The organism is Chryseobacterium sp. Leaf405 (genome assembly GCF_001425355.1).
Taxonomy (GTDB): Bacteria; Bacteroidota; Bacteroidia; order Flavobacteriales; family Weeksellaceae; genus Chryseobacterium.
The window spans coordinates 532,747-553,045 of record NZ_LMQN01000015.1; the positions used below are offsets into that span (position 1 = coordinate 532,747).

Genomic DNA, 20,299 nt, shown 5'->3' on the forward strand with positions numbered 1-20,299 from the left:
ATAGCTAAAAATTGCGTAAATTTGTAAACAATTTATTTAGTATATGTTGACGAAAGAAAAGGTACAAAATTTCCTTAAAGAGATAGAAGTTGATGACTTGGTGAGCAATTTTCAGGTTATGGGCAACGATGTATATATTGATATGACCGCTCATTCCCCTGCAATGCATGAAAAGAAAAAGTTGGAGGCAGCCATGAAACAGGCTTTTGCAAGCGAATTCGGGGAAGAAATTAATCTTAAATTAAAGATCGTTTCTCCTGAACCGACCGAAATTCAGCAAAGTCAGATCAAAGGAAAACAAATTCCGGGAATTCAAAATATTATCGCCATTGCTTCCGGAAAAGGAGGTGTTGGTAAGTCTACAGTTGCAGCAAATATGGCAGTAACGTTGGCAAAAATGGGTTTTAAAGTAGGGTTATTGGATGCCGATATTTACGGTCCGTCTGTTCCTACTATGTTTGATACAGAAGGTCAAAAACCAATTTCTGTTGAGGTAAATGGTAAGAATTTAATGAAACCTATCGAAAATTATGGTGTGAAAATGCTTTCAATAGGATACTTCTCAGGTTCTAACCAAGCAGTAGTTTGGAGAGGTCCGATGGCTTCTAAAGCATTGAACCAGATGATCAGAGATGCAGATTGGGGAGAATTGGATTTCTTATTGATTGATCTTCCTCCAGGAACGGGTGATATTCATTTGTCTATCATTCAGGAAGTTCCGGTTACGGGTGCTGTGATTGTAAGTACTCCTCAGCATGTAGCTTTGGCAGACGTTAGAAAAGGAATTGCTATGTTCCAGATGGAAAGTATTAATATTCCGGTTCTTGGTTTGATAGAAAATATGGCGTATTTTACACCGGAAGAATTACCTGACAATAAATATTATATCTTTGGAAACCAGGGAGCACAATATTTAGCAGATGATTTGGGAATTCCAGTATTGGGAGAAATTCCATTGATCCAAAGTATCAGAGAAGCCGGAGATATCGGAAGACCGGCTGCTTTGCAGGAAGGTTCTAAAATTGCTGATATTTATACAGATGCTGCCCGCAAAATGGTAGAAAGTTTGGTAGAAAGAAATAAATTTCTTCCTCCGACTGAAGCCGTAAAAATTACAACAATGGCGGGATGTTCGCCAAAAGCAAAATAATAAGTTTCGATTTGAAAAACCGAATTGACTGAAGCAAAAAATATGGAAACAAATATAAAACACGAAGAAACCGTAACGAAAGTAATGGAAGCTTTGGAAAGCATTCGCCCGTTTTTGAATAAAGACGGGGGAGATATAGAGCTTATCGATGTGAAAGACAACTTGGTTTATGTAAAACTTTTAGGAAACTGTTCCGGTTGTTCATTAAATTATTCAACCCTGAAGCTTGGGGTAGAAAATACAATCAAGCAGCACGCTCCCGAAATTGAAAAAGTAATAAGCGTAGAGTAAAAATTAAAAATATATTTTTTAAGACAGATCTTTTAGAGGTCTGTCTTTTTTTAGGCTTTAGAATCTCAACTTTTTTCGTTACATTTGAGAAAACGCACAAATTATGTTTGAATTTCTTGAAAATTTAGATTCTCTTCACCAAGGGTTTTGGTATATTGCCTTAGGCTCTGGTTTATTCTTTTTAATTCAGACTATTCTTACATTTATCGGAACCGATCATTCTGCTGATCTTGATGGAGATGTAAGTCACGATACCCCTTTTCAGTTATTTTCTTTACGTAACTTGATTAATTTTTTGCTAGGTTTCGGATGGGGTGGAGTTGCTTTTTACAATTCAATCGAAAGCAAAGGTCTTCTAATCTTTGTTTCTATAGTAATAGGAATCGCTTTTGTGGTGCTGTTTTTCTTTTTAATTATTCAGATTTTAAAACTTACAGAAGATAATACCTTTAAACAGGATGATCTTATCGGGAAAGTAGGAGAAGTTTACTTAACGATTCCTTCCAAGATGAGCGGGAAAGGTAAAATCATAATCTCCTTAAACGGAACGAGTCATGAGCTTCAGGCAATGACAGAATCCGAAGAAAATATCCCTTCTAATTATTCTGTACGGGTTATTTATATTTATGATAAGACACTTATTGTAGCAAAAATTTAATTTATATAAACTATTTAATCATTTTTATGGCAGTACCAGGAACATTAATTCTCGTAGTAGTAATTGTATTTGTACTATTCGTCACATTTTTGGCTCTTATTTCAAGGTATAAAAGATGTCCGTCGGATAAAATTTTAGTAATTTATGGTAAAACAGGAGGTACTTCTGCAAAATGTATCCACGGTGGTGGTGCCTTTGTATGGCCGGTTATCCAGGATTTTGCGTATCTCGATCTAAAACCAATTTCTATTGAAGCGAATCTTACCAATGCACTTTCAAGGCAAAATATCCGTGTGGATGTTCCGTGTCGATTTACTATTGCGATTTCCACAGAATCGGATTCTATGGGAAATGCGGCAGAAAGATTATTAGGATTGGCGCAGGAGCAAATTCAGGAGCTTTCTAAAGATATACTTTTTGGGCAGCTTCGTTTGGTAATTGCTACGATGACGATTGAAGAAATCAATTCAGATAGAGATAAATTCTTAGATAATATTTCTAAAAACGTAGATACGGAGTTAAAGAAAATTGGTTTAAAATTAATCAATGTAAACGTTACCGATATCAGAGACGAATCGGGATATATTGAGGCTTTAGGTAAAGAAGCGGCGGCAAAAGCAATCAACGAAGCGATCATCAGCGTTGCAGAACAAACGAAGATCGGAGAAACTGGAAAAGCCATCGCAGACAGAGAAAAAGATACTCAGATTGCCGAAACGCAGAGAGACAGAGATGTGAAAATAGCAATCACCCAAAAAGATAAAGAAATTAGTATTGCAGCAGCAATTAAAGACGAATCGATTGGTAAAGCAGAAGCGGCAAAAGAATCCAGAATTGCAACTTCATTAGCCAACTCCATTGCGGTAAAAGGAGAGAACGAAGCAAAAATAACCATTGCCAACTCCGATGCAGAAAGGAGGGAAAAAGAAGCAGAAGCATTAAGAATCGCAACCGCAGCAGAAAAAGTACAGGCAGCAAGATCTTTGGAAGAATCGTATCTGGCAGAACAAAAAGCAGAAACAGCCAGAGCAGAAAGAGAACGTTCAACTCAGCAGGCAAACATTGTTGTTCCTGCAGAAATTGCCAAGCAGAAAGCAATTATTGATGCACAGGCAGAAGCTGAAAAAATTAGATTGCAGGCAAAAGGGGAGGCAGATGCTATTTTTGCAAAAATGGAAGCTGAAGCAAAAGGTTTATATGAAATCTTAACAAAGCAGGCAGAAGGTTACGACAAAATCGTGCAGGCAGCGGGAGGAGATACCAACAGTGCATTCCAGTTATTGTTGATCGAGAAACTTCCGGAATTGGTTAAAACTCAGGTGGAAGCTGTGAAGAATATTAAGATTGATAAAGTAACGGTTTGGGATAGCGGAAACGGAAACGACGGAAACAGCTCGACGGCAAATTTTGTATCGGGAATGATGAAAACCGTACCTCCGTTGAATGATCTTTTTAATATGGCGGGACTTAATTTACCGGATTATCTGAAAGGAAAACCGGAAGATGCCAAAAAAGAAATCAAAACAAACAGTATAGAGAAAAGTCAAAACCATACAGATGGAAAAGCTTTGGAAATTGATGGATCTAAGGATGTTACACCGCCAAATACATAAATAACTCAAATTATTACAGTATAAAAGGTGGATTTTTTATCCGCCTTTTTGTATTTAATTTTTCTAATAAAGACTGTAAAATAAAATATTTTTTAGTAGTAATAATTCTATGGTACTGTGAATTTTATAAGTGTTACTTTTGTGCAAATTATTTACAAAATTATAAAGTGAAGTGATCTGTAATATTCTTGTATACATACAATTTTTGAATGAGCATATTTGTAGGCTTACGATTATCAGGTGAATTTAGTGCTCTTATAGTCAGGAGCATTTTTGGAAAAAAAATGATATAAGTCTGTTTTTATTTTTGTTGAAAAAATTAGTATTGGTCTACTACTTGTATAGCAATTTGTTAAAATAAGAAAAGATTTTTTTTCATATATAAATTCAGCTATTATGATTAACGATCGCTCAAAACTAAATAAACTATGAAGAACATACTCATTGCTGACGGATACTATGTTGTGAGAACCGGTACAGCACTTTTACTTGAAACAAAACTAAAATACCCGTGTACAATAGATTTTGCTGAAACATATGCCGAAACAAAAGAAAAGGTATCTAAAAAGACCTATGATCTGTTAATTCTTGATATTGATATACCACAGAGTATTTTTAAAGCTATGGTAAAGGAAATAAAGAAAAAGCAGAAACAGCTTAAAATTTTAATATTTTCGACTTATGATGAAAATGTAGGGATTCAATACATAGAAGAAGGTGCAGCAGGATATTTATTTAAAGGCGCTTCGGAAACAGAAATTTTAGAAGGAATCTCATCTATATTTGAAGAAGGATATTATTATACGGCTGACATGATGAAAAAACTCGTGAATCAACCCAATGAAATTAAATCTGTGGACAGGCTTTCCAAAAGAGAGTTTCAGATATTTAAACTTTTGGCGGAAGGTCATGGAAATATTGAAATCTCCAATAATCTTGATCTTAAGATGTCTACAATAAGTACCTACAAGAAAAAAATATATGAAAAGCTGAAAGTAAAAAGCGTCGTAGACCTCGTGAGGATCTATGATGACATACATTAAAGATAAAAACTCCCGGTGAAATTTTTCATCGGAAGCTTTTAATTTGTGTTTTTAGAACCTGTTTATTATTTAGAACTCTTCTACAATTAATGATTCATATACCGGTGTTCCAATATTAATAATCGTTGTTGTTAATCTTACAATAGCTCCGGTTCCCAAATCGTAAACGTGCATAGTATTGTATTCGTTAGAACCACCTGCTGCATTATTAGGATCAAGACTTGTCCATGTATTTGGGTTTATGGTTTGTAGATATCTTCCCTGCCATACATTTCCACCTGTATTAATACCATAATATTCAGTATCCCAGGTATTGAATTGTCTTGCTGCGCCGGTATTTATTCTCATTTGCCAATATCCCCCCGTTGTACTTGCACTGTATCTGAAAGAATAATTGCCGGAACCGCTGTTGATAACAATATTTGGATTGGCAAGAATAAGACGCTGCTTCGTTACGTATACCCCGGCAGTTTCAAAATTATTTGATATAATATTTCCGCTGGCATCAGTTGATAGAACAGGAGCATTAGGCAGTTGTGTTAATTTTACCCCGGACGTACCGGACGTACCACTATTGACTTCCAGATTGTTGGTAGGTGCATTAGTACCTATGCCCACTCTTCCTAAAGAAGTTACCACAACATCATTAAGCTGCTGGGCTGCATTTGGTGTCCCGATTGCAGGGTTATCTTTAGCACCATCGACGTGAAATATCGTTTGCGGATTTTGTGTATTAATACCTACTTGTGCGAAATAGGCTGTGTTTCCAAAGGACAAAAGCAGTAAAGATGCAGTGAGTTTTTTCATGTTCTTAGTATGTAAGTATTAGTTTAATAAGGTAATATGATTACTTTAGTAATTCTTAATAGAGGAGTTATTTGGTTATTTTTTCTTTGAAGCAAAAATATGTTTTTAATTCTTTTTTTTATAGCTAATCATGTAGTATTAATATGACATTTTTGTCATATTAATACTACAAAAAATATTGCTTTTTTCTTTTTATGGCTTTATATAACTTAATCAGTTTAGAATTTCTTAAGGCATAAGACTCTTATCAACCAAAAAAATCTGCCATCAGCAGATTTTACAATAAATTTGAGGGATCAAAAATTATTTGTGTGTTTTAGAATCGATTGGTATTACTTTAATAAAACCAAAGTAAACCCGTTTTGTCCTATATTATTTCGGCTGGTGTATGTTGTACATCCACCTCCTCTTCGTACAAGCATATAATAGGTTCCTGTATTTAAATAAGCAATGCTCGATGAATATATAAAATCAAATGAACTGGTTCCTCCGGGGAAATGTGCATCTACAGGATATACTAAATTTGTAGGTGTTGTAGAGCTTGTACTCAGGTTATATGCGACAAGAGAGCTACAGTTGGCTGGGTTCTTATCTCCGATAAATCTTGGGCTTATTGCATAATATCCTGGGATTGTTACGGTTGCGCTGGCGCCCAGATAAGTAGCAGTTGTACCCACTGTACGCAGATCTCCTGCATTAGATTCAATCACTACTGCAGGAGAGGTATTTCGCCATGTACCTGTACCATTGGCATCAGATACAAATATTTTATTGTTGCCCTGCGTGCCATCTGTGATTTTAACTGCTCCGGGTATTGTTTTGGTAATATCTACTTTATTAGAGGGAGTAGTAGTGCCTATACCAAGGTTACCGGAAGAATTTATAAGTACATCATTAGCCTGCTGTGCTGTAGAAGGTATTCCGGTTGCGGGGTTGTCTTTTGCGCCGTCAATATGCAGAATGCCCTGTGGATTTTCTGTATTCACGCCAATCTGACCGAATGCAATAGCAGAAAATAATAATATGCTTAAAACAATAACATTTTTCATGCTTTTTATTTTAGTAGGGTTAAAGTGAAGCTATTTTGTGAGGCAGTGTTTCTGCTTATATGTGAAGTACAGGGTGAGCTTGCACCATATCTTACCAACATATAGTAAGTGGCTGCAGTAAGATATGCTACATTGGTTGAGTATATAAAATTATTGGTACCGAGTGTAGAGGCAAAATGGGCTTCCTGTAAAGGAAATGCTGCATTCTGTAAAGTTGTACTGTTAGTGCTTAAGTTATAAGCAATAAAGGCGGAACAGTTAGCTGGAGCATAATCTGTAATCAGTTTAGGGCTGATAAGATAGTATCCGGGAATGGTAACTGTTGCGGCAGCACCCAGATAGGTGAGAGTTCCTGCAATTGATATGGCACCTCCTGTAGAAGAGTTAATAATAACTGCGGGGGAAGAATTTTGCCACGTCGCAACACCATTAGCATCAGATACCAGGATTTTCCCGTCACCTTGTGTACCGTCTGCGATTTTAAGGGCGCCGGCAGTAGAACTTACAATATCTAATTTTGTAGATGGAACAGTAGTGCCAATTCCCACGTTTCCTGCAGATGTAATAGCTATATCATTAGCCTGCTGAGCTGCTATTGGAGCGCCTGTTGAGGGGTTATCTTTAGCTCCGTCAATATGAAATGTGGTTTGAGGATTATCTGTATTGATACCAACTTGAGCTAAATAAACTGCATTTCCAATAGTCAAAAACAGTAACGTTGTTGTGATTTTTTTCATGTTCTTAGTGTATGTGAGATTATTTTAAAGTAATAGGAGAAAAATTGCTATTATTTTTAATGCTAATTATTATTTATCAGGTTATTTTTCTTTTGACAAAAGTAGATTTTTAAATCTTTATTCTATAACAGGTTTTGTAGTATTAATATGACAATGTTGTCATATTAATACTACAAGAATGATTTGCTTTTCTCATTAATGATGAATTATTTTGAGTATAACAACAAAAAAATATACCATGGCGTTAGACAATTTAATCAGTGTAACTTTTTCTGCCGGCGATCTGGCAACAATAGACGATGCAATCAACAGTATTGAAGGGGTGCTCGTTGGGAAAACCATTAATCTTACTCCTGAACTTAGGCAGCAATATGGCAGAATTGCCGAGCAGAACAAGCTGTTCGTCAACAAAGCGAAAACCTATATGGAGCAGTACCCGCAGCATGTTCCCGGATTTTTAAACAAACCGGAATTCGATAAAGATTATACCGCAAGAGAACAGATCGAGATGAGATTACAGAGGTTAAGCTCTCTTACAGAGCAGCTTTCTGATACCAAAACCTTGCTCGATCATGATAATTACCACAACTCGATTACATTTTACAGGAATATGAAATATCTTTCAGAGGAAAATGTGCCGGGATCTAATGTGATTTATACAGATATGAAACAGTTTTTTATCACAACATCTGCACAAAAACCAACCAACCCGACTGAGAATGTTGATCCTAAAGACACGGAGAAGTAATCTTTTGGAAAGCAAAAAAATCCGCAGAATGTTTTGCGGATTTAATTATTTAAAAGCTTTTCAATCAGTTTACTCTGCATTTCCATGAGCTGGCTGATTTGTTCTTGATTTTGAACTAAATTTTTCAAAACTTCTTCAGCGATTGAATTATGAATTGTTACAGTACTATATATATTTCCAACAGCGGAGTTGTGATTATTATCAGAGTTATTCTGAACAATTTGATCGTCTAAAAAATATTGAGGTTCAATTTTAAAGAATTCAGCAACTCTCTGCATAAAAATAAAATCTAATTTCTCTATAGTTCCACTTTCTATTTTGCTGAGATAGCTTTGAGAAATATCCAGTTGATGAGCCAGATCTTCCTGAGAAATGCTCTGCTGTTCTCGCAATTTTTTTATTTTAAAACCAATACCGTTATTCATACTATTTGGAAATTGAAATGTAAAGATAAACTTTTTGTCAGAAAATCCTTATTCCAAACGGAATAGTATTTTATTCTAGATGGAATTGTCAGTTAGGGACTACTTCCACATCTTTGTGAAAAGTTTCGCGAAATACTTTTAACGAAAAAAAAATTATTAATTTAACACATTCTAAAAACATGAAAAAATTCATTGTTATGGCAACTCTGGGAGTTGCAGGATTAGTAAGTGCTAATACTTCTGAAAAAGAAGTTAAGGCTGAATCAAAGCTTATTTACCATCCAATCACCCTAACATCGTCTTGCGGATATACACAAATAGTAAATGTAGGTCCTAATGATCAAATAGATTGCTATTTAACAGATTTGCAACAAATGGAAGATGAATGTTCTGCAACATTTGAAAATCCAATGATGGCTGGTTATTGGCCATAATCAAACTTAAACTTTTAATAAATATGTATAAATACTTTTTAATTATTTTATTGATCTCTTTTTCTTTTGTTTTTTCTCAAAAAAAAGATGAAAAGTCAGTATCAGATATTGAAATTCATTATGAATATTCTTTTATTAGAGATACTATGGACATAGATGTTAATCATAGAATGAAAGAAATTATGGTTTTGCAAGCGAATTCTAATTCATCAATATATTTCAGTCAACAATATCTGGCAGCAAGAGAAGTTATTGCTAAAGCAACGGCAGCAGCTCAGACTTCTCCAAATGTAGAAATTAGAACTGCTGATTTACCTAAATATAAAGTTGGATATTCAGTGTACAGAGAAGGCTCAAAAATTTTCGTTACTGGAAATATTTCAAGGGATTTTTTTACATTTGAAAACACATATTTAAAATGGAAAACCGATTACAAAGATGTCGAGACAATTCTTGGATATTCTTGTAATAAGGCGACTACTATCTTTAATAATAGGATATATACAGCTTGGTACACTAAAGAGATTCCTATTTCGGATGGACCTTATAGATTTAAAGGATTATCGGGTTTGATTTTGGAAATTAGTGATGAAAAAAACTACCATTCATTCAAAGCTATAGGCATAGAGAAAAAACAGCTTGAAATAAAACCTCTACAAAAGGGTATACCTGTTACAAGGGAACAATATCTTAAAAAGAGACAAGAATTTAAAAGCAATCCCTATCCCGAAAGAAAAACCATACCAAAAGAAAAGAGAGATCAAATGATTGAAGTACTTAAAAAGGATAATAATTCATTAGAAAGTTAAGATTAGCACCTGTATTTACAGGTGCTTTTATTTTACCCTTAATATATGATATTACCTTATTTTATTTGTTTGATTTTGTTTAAGAAATTAAAGGCTTCACTAAAACTCTCTAAAGAGTACATTTGCATAATCCCCTGCGTGAGAGCGGCTTGAGCTAAAATATAATTTTGGTTTTGAGCATTAACGGCATTCTGCTGAGCCATACTCAAAGCTTGGATGAGATTGTTGTAAAAAGAATCTCGATCTTCGGATGCAGGATTTTCGGTAGTGGGTGGCAGATTGGCAGTTTCTGTATTCAGGCTTTCCGTTTTTGCCGGCTCAGGTTCGGTATCTGCAGACGGAGCAGTGGGTTGCGGAAGATTTTCAGAAACAGAACGATTAATCTCCTGAAGTACCAAACTTGCCTCCTGAATTACCATTGCTCTTTGCTCGTGAGCCAGATTATTCAATTGGGAAAGACATTCTACAAATACATCATTGTACGCCTTGATTTGAGTTGGTGATAATTGTGTTTGTGACATGAGAAACAGTTATTAGTTTAGTAACCAAAGATAATCATTTTGAGACATCATGAAGATACACGTAGCTTTTATTATTAAACCTCAAAGTACCTTTATCCCCTTGTATAAGTGGGCGTAACCCCTTATTGCACGGGTTACAGCCCGTTCCCTAAGTACCTTCAGCCCCTTCCGAAGTGCCTGTAGGGGGTTTAGTAAGGGGATGCCCCCCCTTCCGAAGGGGTTATATCCGGTTAGGTAAGGGGGTACAACCACTTCCGAAGAGGGTATCACCCCTTATACACAAGGGTAGAGGTACTATAAAAGGGGGTAGAGATACTTTTTAAGTCGCTAAAGGTATGGTGGTAAAGTATAAAGTTGTTTGATCGCAAAAAGTCTGCCCGAAGGGCAGACTTTTTGCGATCATCCTATTATAGTGGTGTGTTTTTAGAATCTGTCGAATTACTTATTTTTGTTTTTTTAATGCAGTATTGTTTAAAAAAAATATTATGAGCTTAAGACCCAAGATAAACAAAAGCATTAAAAAACATATATGGGTTGGATGTATTAAAGGCTGTCCCAGATCCACCTGAGCTTACCGTAACAGAGTGAGAGTGATTCCCCCCACCATTGACTGTAGAAATTTGACCTGTTCCCCCCACTACGTATAATGAGCCAAGTCCGGCTCCAACTTGTGAAACTGGTACTGAATGGTTATGTGCGCCATCAAAACCAGTTGATCCTGTAAAATTTACATCTGGTAAATTTGCTCGGGTTAATGTAACGGTATCACTTCCCGCAACAGAACCTAAACAATTCGTACATTGTCCTGCACGCATTACTCGATTAGTAGCATCGGGTAAATTAGTCGTGAAACCAAGTGTTGCTGCCTGTGCTTGCTGTGTACTCGTGAGAGTAGATAAAAGTCGCCCATCTAATAAAACCCATCCATGATGATCAACCTTGCTAAATGACATTTTTACGTCTCCAAAATTAACGGTAGGATTATCTATTATTTCCCAGGTTGCTGCTGCTCCCGTAAGACCTGTATTAATAATTTGCAGTGATTGATTAGCTCCCAGCGCAACTGCCGTATTGTTTCCAATGGTTTCAGAAGCTGCTGGATTAATAACCACAGTATACGCAGTGTTATTCTTAATGGTATACAGCCTTCCTTTGAAATTTCCGGTTCCGTTAATTGCTGCGGGTAATGTAAACGTTGCATTGCCAGTTCCTGTATAAGAAACGTGAAAATCTGTCTCATTCATTGCATAGGTTGTTGCGGATATAGCTCTGTACTGAGCTGCTAAAGAACCATTAACTTGCAGGGTAGAACCCGGATCGGGTGTATTTATACCCACCACTTGGGCATAATACGTTGTTGTTCCTAATAAAATTAGGGATAGAAGTGAGACAATTTTTTTCATTCCGTAGTTGTTTAAGTTTTATAATAAATTTTAGATAAACTCAGGTGATGTGTTTATTATATTAAGTATTCTGTGGAATGTGGTGGACGAAATTCTTTAAAAGAAGAATATTGTTTAAAAAGTTATTGTATTTTTTCAGCAAAGATAAAATGTTATATCTTTTTTTTATTGTAATGCGTGTCATATTAATATTACAGTTGTGTCATATTAATATGACAAACGAGTGTTAGGGGAATATGTCGGATTTATTTATTAGTGCAATAAAAAAGTCTGCTCAAAAGCAGACGTTGTAGGGATCATTCTGTTATAGTGTGTTTTTAGAATCGTATTATCTTATTCTTTCTACATTTAAAAGATACATAGCAGTTCCGGCAGTTGCATTCAATGTTGGTGAAACCAATGTTAGAAAAGCTCTGTAATTTTCTCCGTTTCCGGTACATATCTGGTAGTTGATAAATTCTCCGCCACTGGCACCCCCTCTGTAATATGTCACATAAGAAGTGGTAAGGGCTCCGATAGATGTGTTTCCCTCATTTATCCCACTGGTAGCTACTTGAAATCCTGCTACACTGGAATTGGGAATGGATGCTCCCGTATTGCTTCTTAATTGAATACTTCCTTCCTGAGCCGTTCCGGTATGTCTTACACAAATGCTCCCTAAACAGATTTCACTGGCAATACCTCCCGCAGCGGTATTAGGCGTAAAAGAATTTACCTGTACCACTGCTGTTCCGCCGCCGCCCTGATTGGCAACGCATCCCCAATTCGGTACGGTGGGGGTTCCGCTATTGATCTGAAGACAATTACTGGTTAAAGAATAGATCATTAATCCTGTTGCGGGTAAGACAATGGCATCCCTCTGAGTATTTATCATACGTGGAGGAAGAAGTCCCTGGCTGGTAGTGGTTATTTCTAATGCCGAAGACGAATTGGGTGTAGTAGTACCGATACCCAGATTTCCAGCTGAAGTTATCACAACGTCGTTGGCTTGCTGAGCAGCTGAAGGTGCCCCCGTTGCAGGATTATCTTTTGCTCCGTCAATATGAAAAGTTGCTTGTGGATTTGGCGTTTGCACCCCCACTTGGGCATTAATTTTTATGCTTGTCATGACAAGAAGTAAAAAGATAATAATTGTCTTTTTCATAATGATATTTTTATAATTAATAAATATTGTTATTGGTAAAAGCCTTTCCGAAGGGAGGCCTGTAAAAGGGAATGAATATAATTTAAGTGTGTTTAAGAATATTGCGAGTGTAAAATTTTAATTTACACGCTCAACAGAAAAAGTTGTTTCTACAAGTTGAAGCGAAGGTGCTGGTTCTGTACCAAGAGAAACCGGAACCACTACATCACCCGCCTCCAAATCCCACAAATTAATCATTGTGGCTGCTAAATTTGTACCAATATAATCTACATTAATTTTTATTCGAGATGTTCCTCTAAACGCAGCCACACCTATTCTAGCATTAGGATATCCAAAATCAGTATATAATGTTGTTCTATACAATCCATTTTGCGGTATTGTGTAAGAAAGTCCTGTTGCTCCGCTTGTATAAGTAGTTGCAGGACCTAAGTTTCGTACTCCTGAAGCTGCATTTACTAAGAATCGCTGTGTGGAAGACATAAGTTCAGCACCAACAACAGGATTAGAAGTTCCTGTAAATTCAGCATTTCCATTCCCTGTAAAGGTGGATAAAAAATAAAGAGCTGTAGCAGGTGTTGGTGACCATGTTCCCACACCATTGGCATCAGAAGTCAGAACCTTTCCTGCTCCTTGTGTTCCATCTACAATTTTTATCGCTCCAGCAATTGTTCCATTATTAATATCTAGTTTCGTAGCGGGTGTAAGATTTCCTATACCAACTCTACCTGTAGAAGTTATTGCAACGTCGTTGGCTTGCTGAGCAGCTGAAGGTGCCCCCGTTGCAGGATTATCTTTTGCCCCGTCAATATGGAAAGTTGCTTGCGGGTTTGGTGTCTGTACCCCCACTTGGGCATTAATTTTTATACTTGTTGTGGCAAGAAGTAAAAAGATAATAATTGTCTTTTTCATAATAGTATTTTTATAATTAATAAATATTGTTATTGGTAAAAGCCTGTCCGAAGGGAGACTTTTATTGTATAAGTATGTTTTTAGAATCGTATTAATTGATATAAGACGCATTAAAGCTCATTGATATGGGACGGCAACTGATACTCACTCCACTAGCAACGCCTCCTGCAAAGGTTCTCCTCATTCTTATATCTAATGTGTGATTACCTGGAGATAGAAATTTTACGGTGCTTAAATTAAATTGTGCCTGACTGCCTGGTCCACTTTCCTGTACTGTTAAATATACATTGGTAGGATTATTATCTACATATAACATTGCAGTGTAATAACTGTAACCTGAGCCAGTAGGAGTGATACCACCATAATCAATTCCGAGCATGAAGTTGATAAATATGGCTTTTCCACCTGTAGGTATTGTTAGGTTTTGTGGGGTTTCTGAAACAATAGTCCAGCCTAAATCGTTTACATTGTAAGCATTTCCACTGCTATATGAAACCTCATAAGTCTGTACGGTTGCAGCGGTAGCATTTGCCATGGTAATTACGTTTCCGTTGGCATCTACTCCAATCGTCTGCCCAATCCCGATGGGAGTAGTTGCAGTAAGATTGGTCAGTTTAAGACCGGAAGTATTGGCTGTTCCGGAATTGATTTCTACTTTATTTGTAGGTGTTATTGTTCCTATTCCCACATTTCCTGTTGAGGTAATGGCTACATCATTTAGTTGTTGAACAGCATTGGGAGTTCCTGTTGTGGGATTATCTTTAGCACCGTCAATATGGAAAGTTGCCTGCGGATTTTCGGTCTGTATACCTACCTGGGTGTAATACGATGTTGTTCCCAATACTATAAGGGATAGAACTGATAGAATTTTTTTCATTTTGTAGTTATTTAAGTTTTTATAATAAAGTTTAGATAAACTAAGAGTATGTGTTTGTTATATTAAGTATTCTGTGAAATGCGACGGATAAAATTCCGTGAAATGAGAATTTTGTTTCAATAGTTATCATCTGTTTCAGCAAAGATAAAATCTTATACTTTTTTTTTATGATAATGCCTGTCATATTAATATGATAAATGTGTCATATTAATATGACAAACACGTGTTAGGTGAAGAAAAAAGCCTGCTCTAAGGCAGACTTTGTAAGAAGAAATTAGTGTATAACCCGTTGTGCATTTTGATGTACTTTCGTCACTTCGAGTAGGTTTTTGAAAAAAATCGTATCGAGAAGTTTGTAATTTTGAAGGAAGATCTATTTTCGATACATTTTTTCTCCACTTCATTACGAAAAAACACTCGAATTGACGTATCTAACATTAAAATTTTTCAAAATGCACAACGCGTTATGTATAATAAATGTGTAGAATCGCAAATTATTATTTTTCTTTAAGTAAATTTTTAAATTCTGTATTTTCGGCTTCTAATTTTTCTACTTTAGCGTTAAGCTCCTGAAAGGCTTTTGTAAGTACACCGATTAAAGAATCGTAGTTAACCGATAGCAGTTTATCAGGATCAGTCGTATCTTCTTTTACCGCATCAGGAAGAACTTTGCGCAATTCCTGTGCAAGGAAGCCGATTTCTTTGGTATTATAATCCTGAGAAGACAGGTTCAGTCTTTTTTCATAGCTCACAGGTTGTAATCTGGAAATAATATCAAGTCCGTTTTCTAAAGGTTTAATATTTCTTTTTAGTCTGGAGTCTGAACTTACGGCATAGGCGGCAGCATGCCATGAACCGTTAATGTCTAAATAAGAAAGTGAATTTGCCAATACAGGAGTTCCGGTGTTTGGAAGGCTGTAAAATCTGTGACCTCCGTCTCCTGTTCCTCTATAATTTACATATTCGTTGAAGCCTACACCCGGCTGAATAGCATCCCACCCAAAAGCTGCCATATTTATTGTATTTGGAAAAGGACCGGTCTGAACTCCAAGAATCCCGTAAACCTCTAGCTTTATACGTGGAGTGGAAGTTCCCACACCAACATTTCCGGTTCCTGTTATTGTAAGATTATTTCCTGCATTGGCGATATTGGTAGCCTGAGAAAGTGTACCTCCTAATTTTACATCGTTTGCCGTGGCATTCAGTCCGTTGCTTGCTGTTACGCTATTATTTACAATTGTGGTATTTCCACCACCGCCACCGCATGAGTTCAGTTGTCTTATCATGGCGTAGGACTGGTTGTTGTTGATGTAAGCATATGCGTTAGATGTGGTAATATCTAATGCAACAGTCATATCGGCTGTTGGGGTAATTACAGCTTTAGAGACCGGCATTTCTGCGTTGTTGGTAGTTGTATACCCCACAGAGTACATTTCCGCTATTGTGGTCTCTGGTAATACCGCGCCTGTACCTGCGTTTTTCCATGCTGCCTGTAGATAAGTGGTATTGTTGAAAAAATCTGTAGCAAATAAATTGGCTTCCAGTTCGTATGTTTTTCCTGCTTTAAGAGAGAAAACACCGTTATTGTCTACTGTAATTCCGGCACTGGATTTTGGTACATTAAATCTAATTCTTGGATTAATATTTATTGCCGTTTGCTGTCTCGTGCCAAGAGTGGCAAACATATAGTCGGGAAGACAGCCAATGCCAGTGCCTGAAACTGTATTCTGGGCAATTACTTCCCAAGTCGTTGCTGCCCCCGTTAATCCGGTATTGATGATCTGAACGCTTTGGTTGGGCGTTAATGAAACACTGGTACTTCCGCCGATGGTTTCTGAAGCTGCGGGGCTTACGGTAACCGTAAAAGCAGTATTGTTTTTGATGGTATACAGACGTCCTTTAAAATTCCCGACGCCGCTTATGGCTGCAGGCAGTGTAAAGGCTGCGTTTCCTGTTCCGTTGTATGATATATGGAAGTCTGTCTGGTTCATAGCGTAAGTTGTGGCAGTTACAGATCTATATTGCGCTGCCAAAGAACCGTTTACATCCAGTGTAGATCCGGGATTCGAAGTATTGATTCCCGTCTGGGCATTCATTTGTATACTACCGATTGCCAGAAAGGATAAGATAGTAATGACTTTTTTCATAATTGGTATTGTTTATAATTAAAAGAATAAAAAAGCCTGTCCGAAAACAGACTTTTCATGAGGGATGAAGGTAAAAATATATAGAGTTTGTGTTTTTAGAATCATTATTAAGGAGTATAATCTGAAACTCTGGTAATGTGCATATTAAGTTGTCCTGTTGGTCCTATATTCAGCTCTTCACTGGATAACCAGTAACCTTGTGTATTAATCTGGGGAATAAATTTCACCACATTATCCTGCTTTACAATAATATTTCCTACCGCAATTCCACTTAGCCTGTTAAGCCCTGAACCCTGTTTTATCGGATGGTAATCCATATTGTGGGTAACATTACTTACATAAGCGGCTGAAGGAGAATTAAGGAAATTGGTCACCATCTGATAAGTGACTTGGCTTCCCAATCTGTCCGGTAGGGAAGCATCATTAGCTCCGTCTCCTGCAACATCTCTTTTATAAACAAAAGAAAACTGGATAGTAACACTATATATCCCCGATTTCAAAAAGGTGATCCCCCTGTTATTATCGTCTGTTCTTACCTGCACATACGGTGATGGATTGAACGGAACTTCCGTACCGTTAACAAAAAACAGCTGTGAGATCTGTCCCGAATTATAATCTGTTGCACCGCTCCCGCCTGTGTAATTGGCGATCAGCATATTGGCATTGGTATAGCCGGTAGAGAAAAGAGAACTTGGAGATATTACCTGATTTACGTTTCGCCACTTATCTTCGGAGGAAAGATAGTAGTATAGCCCTGATTCTGTAATTAAACTTGTTCTTGGGATCTGAGCCGTAGGAATTGAGGTAGCAAATACAAACATTCCGTTTTGTGCTGTACCTACAGTCATTTGCTGTATTTGATCTCCCGATAATTTAGGAAACAGAACACCCTGCGGAGAAGTTGGTTTCGAGGCTACATAAGCAACATCTAAAGACCCCTGTGGTGTTGGGGTATTCACGCCCACTTGGGCAAAAGCTGAAGTACTTCCTATGGTTAACAGCAATAAAGAAGTGATAATTTTGTTCATATTTAAGTTTTTTTGAATTAATAAAAGAATATAATAATGAGGGATTTATTCCATTCGCATTGTGTTTTTAGAATCTTTGCAGTAAATTTTTTAATACTATAGCTTGGTAATCGCAAGATTTCCCATTACAATAGTGTTATTTATCCAGGTAGGATCTCCATTTCCTAAGCACATACCATACACTCTTAATTTGTCTCCTACATTTAGGTTTCCTGTCCAAAATAATGAATTTCCATTATCTGAATATCCTGTATCTGAAGTCATGATATTTGACATTATATTTACCCAGGTTGCTCCATTATCAGTACTCTTTTGTAATTTGGTCATCACCCAATATGTGGATCCGCCATATGCGTCTCGTTTGTTTGCCATCATCATATCCACAGTGTAAGTACCTTGCATATTGGCAGGAACTGTAAATGAATTTGTACCTACATCCCAAGCGTTATAAGAATCAAAATTCTTTACAGGAAATGCAACCGTAAGTTCTGTCTGTACTATGGTTCTGTAAAATTGAGTTCCAGATACAGAAACACTAACGATCTGCCTTGGGATACTTTGTGAAGCTAAAGATTTAGGCTCCCAACCCGTACCGTTATAACTCAAAATATTTTCATTTTGTGGTACTGTAGTAACCAAAGGTCTTCCCAATAGCCCGACTACAGTTGTTGCATTAGAATTGGCAGTTGCTATGGCATCTCCCGTAAGAGCAGCCCTTTGGAAAGAATTCCCGTTCAGCGCTACCGAAGTAGAACCTGTGTAGGCTCCATTTCCCATCTTTTGCCATACTAATCCGTCAAAATAATAATACCCTTCTGTGGTAATATTAATTGTTTTCCCTGCGGGTGCGGTAGTTGGGGCAGTGGCATAAATAATCATTCCTTTGTGAAAGGTATTATTATACTGTGCATCGGCTGCCTGTATCTGGTTTCCGGTAAGTCTTGGCGCAAGCATTCCTTCGGGCTTGCTGCCGTCTGTAGTCTTTGCCGTAATATCGAAAGTTGCCGCCGGGTTTTGGGTATTTATACCGACTTGGGCATTAATTTGCATAGTTGCCACGGCGAGAAATAGAAATGTGATAACTGTTTTTTTCATTGTAGTATTTTTATAATTAATAAATATGTTCATTAATCAAAAAAGCCTGCCTGAAAACAGCTCTTATTAAAAGTGATTGATTAATGAGTTGTATTTGTGCTTTTAGAATCTTTGTTTTTAAATAAGCTGGCTATTAAATACTTGACTTAAAGTTTGATGATCGCCAAATTTCCCTGTATTACTATATTGTTGGTATTGCCTTTATACTGTGTTTTAACTAATAATATATCGCCTGCATTCAGATTGCCGGTCCAGAATAAGATATTCCCATTATTTACATCAGAACTTTGCAATCCGGATCTTACATCGTAGGTTATTCTTTGCCAAGTTGCTCCATTGTCCGGGCTTTTAAAGAGTTCTCCCATTACCCACCAGTCTTCTATACTACCCGATACAGTATGTGAATTTCCAGTCTGCATATTTAGGGTATAAGTTCCCTGCATACCGGTAGGTACAGTAAAAAATCTACCATCCCAGGAATTGTACGGGTCATAATTTTCAGTTGAAAAATACACATCATTATTAGATACACTAAAAGGTTCATTATTAGCTAATGGTGTTGTAAATAAATTTTGTGTTCCGGCTACGGAAACACTTACAATCTGCTTAGGGATTCCTAAAGTAGTAGGTGAAGCCGGAGCCCAGCTGGTTCCGTTAAAGCTTAACAAATCCTGAGTTTGTGGAGCAGTATTGGCAACAGGTCTTCCCTGTAATCCTACAACAGTCGTTGCATTGGAGTTGGCGGTTGCTATAGCATCACCTGTAAGAGCAGCTCTCTGAAAAGAATTTCCGTTCAATGCTACAGAAGTAGAACCTACATAAGCTCCCGTACCCATCTTCTGCCATACTAATCCGTCAAAATAATAATACCCTTCTGCAGTAATATTAGCTGTTTTGATAGATGCAGTTCCTACCGCCGAAGTTGCATAAATCATAACACCCTTTTGTGCAGTCGTATACTGAGTGTCAGCAGATTTAATCTGATCTCCGGTAAGTTTGGGTATTATAATACCTTCAGGTTTGCTGCCATCGGTGGTTTTTGCTGTTACTTCAAAGGTTGCTTGAGGATTAGCTGTATTAACACCTACTTGGGCATAATAAGCTGTTGTTCCTAATAATAAGGATAAAAGTGGTACAATTTTTTTCATTCTGTAGTTGTTTAAGTGTCTGTAATCAATTTTTAGATAAATTCAGGATGTGTATTTATTATATAAAGTGATCTGTGAAATATAGTGGATATAATTCTTTGAAATAAGAATTTTGTTCTAAAAGACTGTTATCTGTTTTTAGCAAAAATAAAATTTTATATTTCTTTTTTACGACAATACGTGTCATATTAATATTACAAACTTGTCATATTAATATGACAAACAGACGTTAGGGGGATATTTGATTTATTATGAAGAATAAA

Annotated in this window: 21 protein-coding genes; 8 read left to right on the forward strand and 13 right to left on the reverse strand. The window is 36.7% G+C overall.

From position 1 onward, the window contains the following. The first annotated feature begins 43 nt into the window (after nt 1–43). From ASG22_RS12290 to ASG22_RS12310, 5 genes are all read left to right on the forward strand, one after another. Nucleotides 44–1,150, forward strand: coding sequence for an Mrp/NBP35 family ATP-binding protein (locus ASG22_RS12290; protein ID WP_055984819.1), 1,107 nt, complete (start codon nt 44–46; stop codon nt 1,148–1,150). Between the two features lie 42 nt (nt 1,151–1,192). Further along, nucleotides 1,193–1,441, forward strand: a complete 249-nt coding sequence (locus ASG22_RS12295) for a NifU family protein (protein ID WP_055984822.1) — start codon at nt 1,193–1,195, stop codon at nt 1,439–1,441. 103 nt (nt 1,442–1,544) lie between these two features. Then, complete coding sequence (locus ASG22_RS12300; RefSeq protein ID WP_055984825.1) at nt 1,545–2,099, forward strand: NfeD family protein; 555 nt, start codon at nt 1,545–1,547, stop codon at nt 2,097–2,099. A 26-nt stretch (nt 2,100–2,125) separates the two neighbouring features. Continuing rightward, complete coding sequence (locus ASG22_RS12305) at nt 2,126–3,712, forward strand: flotillin family protein (RefSeq protein ID WP_055984828.1); 1,587 nt, start codon at nt 2,126–2,128, stop codon at nt 3,710–3,712. A 428-nt stretch (nt 3,713–4,140) separates the two neighbouring features. Continuing rightward, complete coding sequence (locus tag ASG22_RS12310; protein ID WP_055984829.1) at nt 4,141–4,755, forward strand: response regulator transcription factor; 615 nt, start codon at nt 4,141–4,143, stop codon at nt 4,753–4,755. Nucleotides 4,756–4,824: 69 nt separating this feature from the next. Here ASG22_RS12310 and ASG22_RS12315 read toward each other — a convergent pair whose 3' ends face one another. The 3 genes from ASG22_RS12315 to ASG22_RS12325 form a co-directional block, all read right to left on the reverse strand. Continuing rightward, nucleotides 4,825–5,562 carry a hypothetical protein gene (locus ASG22_RS12315; RefSeq protein WP_055984832.1) on the reverse strand — a complete coding sequence of 246 codons (738 nt, stop codon included), beginning with the start codon at nt 5,560–5,562 and terminating at the stop codon, nt 4,825–4,827. Nucleotides 5,563–5,894: 332 nt separating this feature from the next. Beyond that, entirely contained in the window at nt 5,895–6,611 is a 717-nt protein-coding gene (locus ASG22_RS12320) for a hypothetical protein (protein WP_055984835.1), read from the reverse strand. Between the two features lie 5 nt (nt 6,612–6,616). Further along, entirely contained in the window at nt 6,617–7,348 is a 732-nt protein-coding gene (locus ASG22_RS12325; protein WP_055984838.1) for a hypothetical protein, read from the reverse strand. Between the two features lie 238 nt (nt 7,349–7,586). Between ASG22_RS12325 and ASG22_RS12330 the strand changes: the two genes are divergently transcribed. After that, complete coding sequence (locus tag ASG22_RS12330) at nt 7,587–8,096, forward strand: hypothetical protein (RefSeq protein WP_055984840.1); 510 nt, start codon at nt 7,587–7,589, stop codon at nt 8,094–8,096. Between the two features lie 41 nt (nt 8,097–8,137). Here the strand turns inward: ASG22_RS12330 and ASG22_RS12335 are convergent, their stop codons facing one another. Further along, nucleotides 8,138–8,521: a helix-turn-helix domain-containing protein gene (locus ASG22_RS12335; protein WP_055984842.1), complete on the reverse strand. Its 384-nt coding sequence runs from the start codon at nt 8,519–8,521 to the stop codon at nt 8,138–8,140. Nucleotides 8,522–8,700: 179 nt separating this feature from the next. Here ASG22_RS12335 and ASG22_RS12340 point away from each other — a divergent pair, with 179 nt between their 5' ends. Then, nucleotides 8,701–8,955, forward strand: a complete 255-nt coding sequence (locus tag ASG22_RS12340; RefSeq protein ID WP_055984845.1) for a hypothetical protein — start codon at nt 8,701–8,703, stop codon at nt 8,953–8,955. Between the two features lie 23 nt (nt 8,956–8,978). Next, a complete protein-coding gene (locus tag ASG22_RS12345; RefSeq protein ID WP_055984848.1) occupies nt 8,979–9,764 on the forward strand; it encodes a GLPGLI family protein in 786 nt (261 codons plus the stop codon). Between the two features lie 56 nt (nt 9,765–9,820). On the opposite strand, the gene ASG22_RS12350 is transcribed toward ASG22_RS12345, so the two are convergent. From ASG22_RS12350 to ASG22_RS12390, 9 genes are all read right to left on the reverse strand, one after another. Beyond that, entirely contained in the window at nt 9,821–10,285 is a 465-nt protein-coding gene (locus ASG22_RS12350; protein WP_055984851.1) for a RebB family R body protein, read from the reverse strand. Nucleotides 10,286–10,776: 491 nt separating this feature from the next. Next, nucleotides 10,777–11,688 (reverse strand): hypothetical protein, encoded by a 912-nt coding sequence (locus ASG22_RS12355; protein WP_055984854.1) that lies wholly within the window; start codon nt 11,686–11,688, stop codon nt 10,777–10,779. Between the two features lie 328 nt (nt 11,689–12,016). Further along, the gene (locus tag ASG22_RS12360; RefSeq protein WP_055984857.1) at nt 12,017–12,832 is read right to left on the reverse strand and encodes a hypothetical protein; all 816 of its coding nucleotides are present in this window, start codon (nt 12,830–12,832) and stop codon (nt 12,017–12,019) included. A 117-nt stretch (nt 12,833–12,949) separates the two neighbouring features. Continuing rightward, a complete protein-coding gene (locus ASG22_RS12365; RefSeq protein WP_055984861.1) occupies nt 12,950–13,741 on the reverse strand; it encodes a hypothetical protein in 792 nt (263 codons plus the stop codon). 91 nt (nt 13,742–13,832) lie between these two features. Further along, nucleotides 13,833–14,618, reverse strand: a complete 786-nt coding sequence (locus ASG22_RS12370) for a hypothetical protein (protein WP_055984864.1) — start codon at nt 14,616–14,618, stop codon at nt 13,833–13,835. 497 nt (nt 14,619–15,115) lie between these two features. Further along, on the reverse strand, nt 15,116–16,765 hold the full coding sequence (locus ASG22_RS12375) for a tail fiber domain-containing protein (RefSeq protein WP_055984867.1): 1,650 nt from the start codon (nt 16,763–16,765) through the stop codon (nt 15,116–15,118). A 107-nt stretch (nt 16,766–16,872) separates the two neighbouring features. Beyond that, nucleotides 16,873–17,793 (reverse strand): hypothetical protein, encoded by a 921-nt coding sequence (locus ASG22_RS12380; protein ID WP_055984870.1) that lies wholly within the window; start codon nt 17,791–17,793, stop codon nt 16,873–16,875. A gap of 96 nt (nt 17,794–17,889) precedes the next feature. After that, a complete protein-coding gene (locus ASG22_RS12385) occupies nt 17,890–18,888 on the reverse strand; it encodes a hypothetical protein (protein WP_131726194.1) in 999 nt (332 codons plus the stop codon). A 146-nt stretch (nt 18,889–19,034) separates the two neighbouring features. Next, nucleotides 19,035–20,036 (reverse strand): hypothetical protein, encoded by a 1,002-nt coding sequence (locus ASG22_RS12390; RefSeq protein WP_055984877.1) that lies wholly within the window; start codon nt 20,034–20,036, stop codon nt 19,035–19,037. Nucleotides 20,037–20,299: the final 263 nt, after the last annotated feature.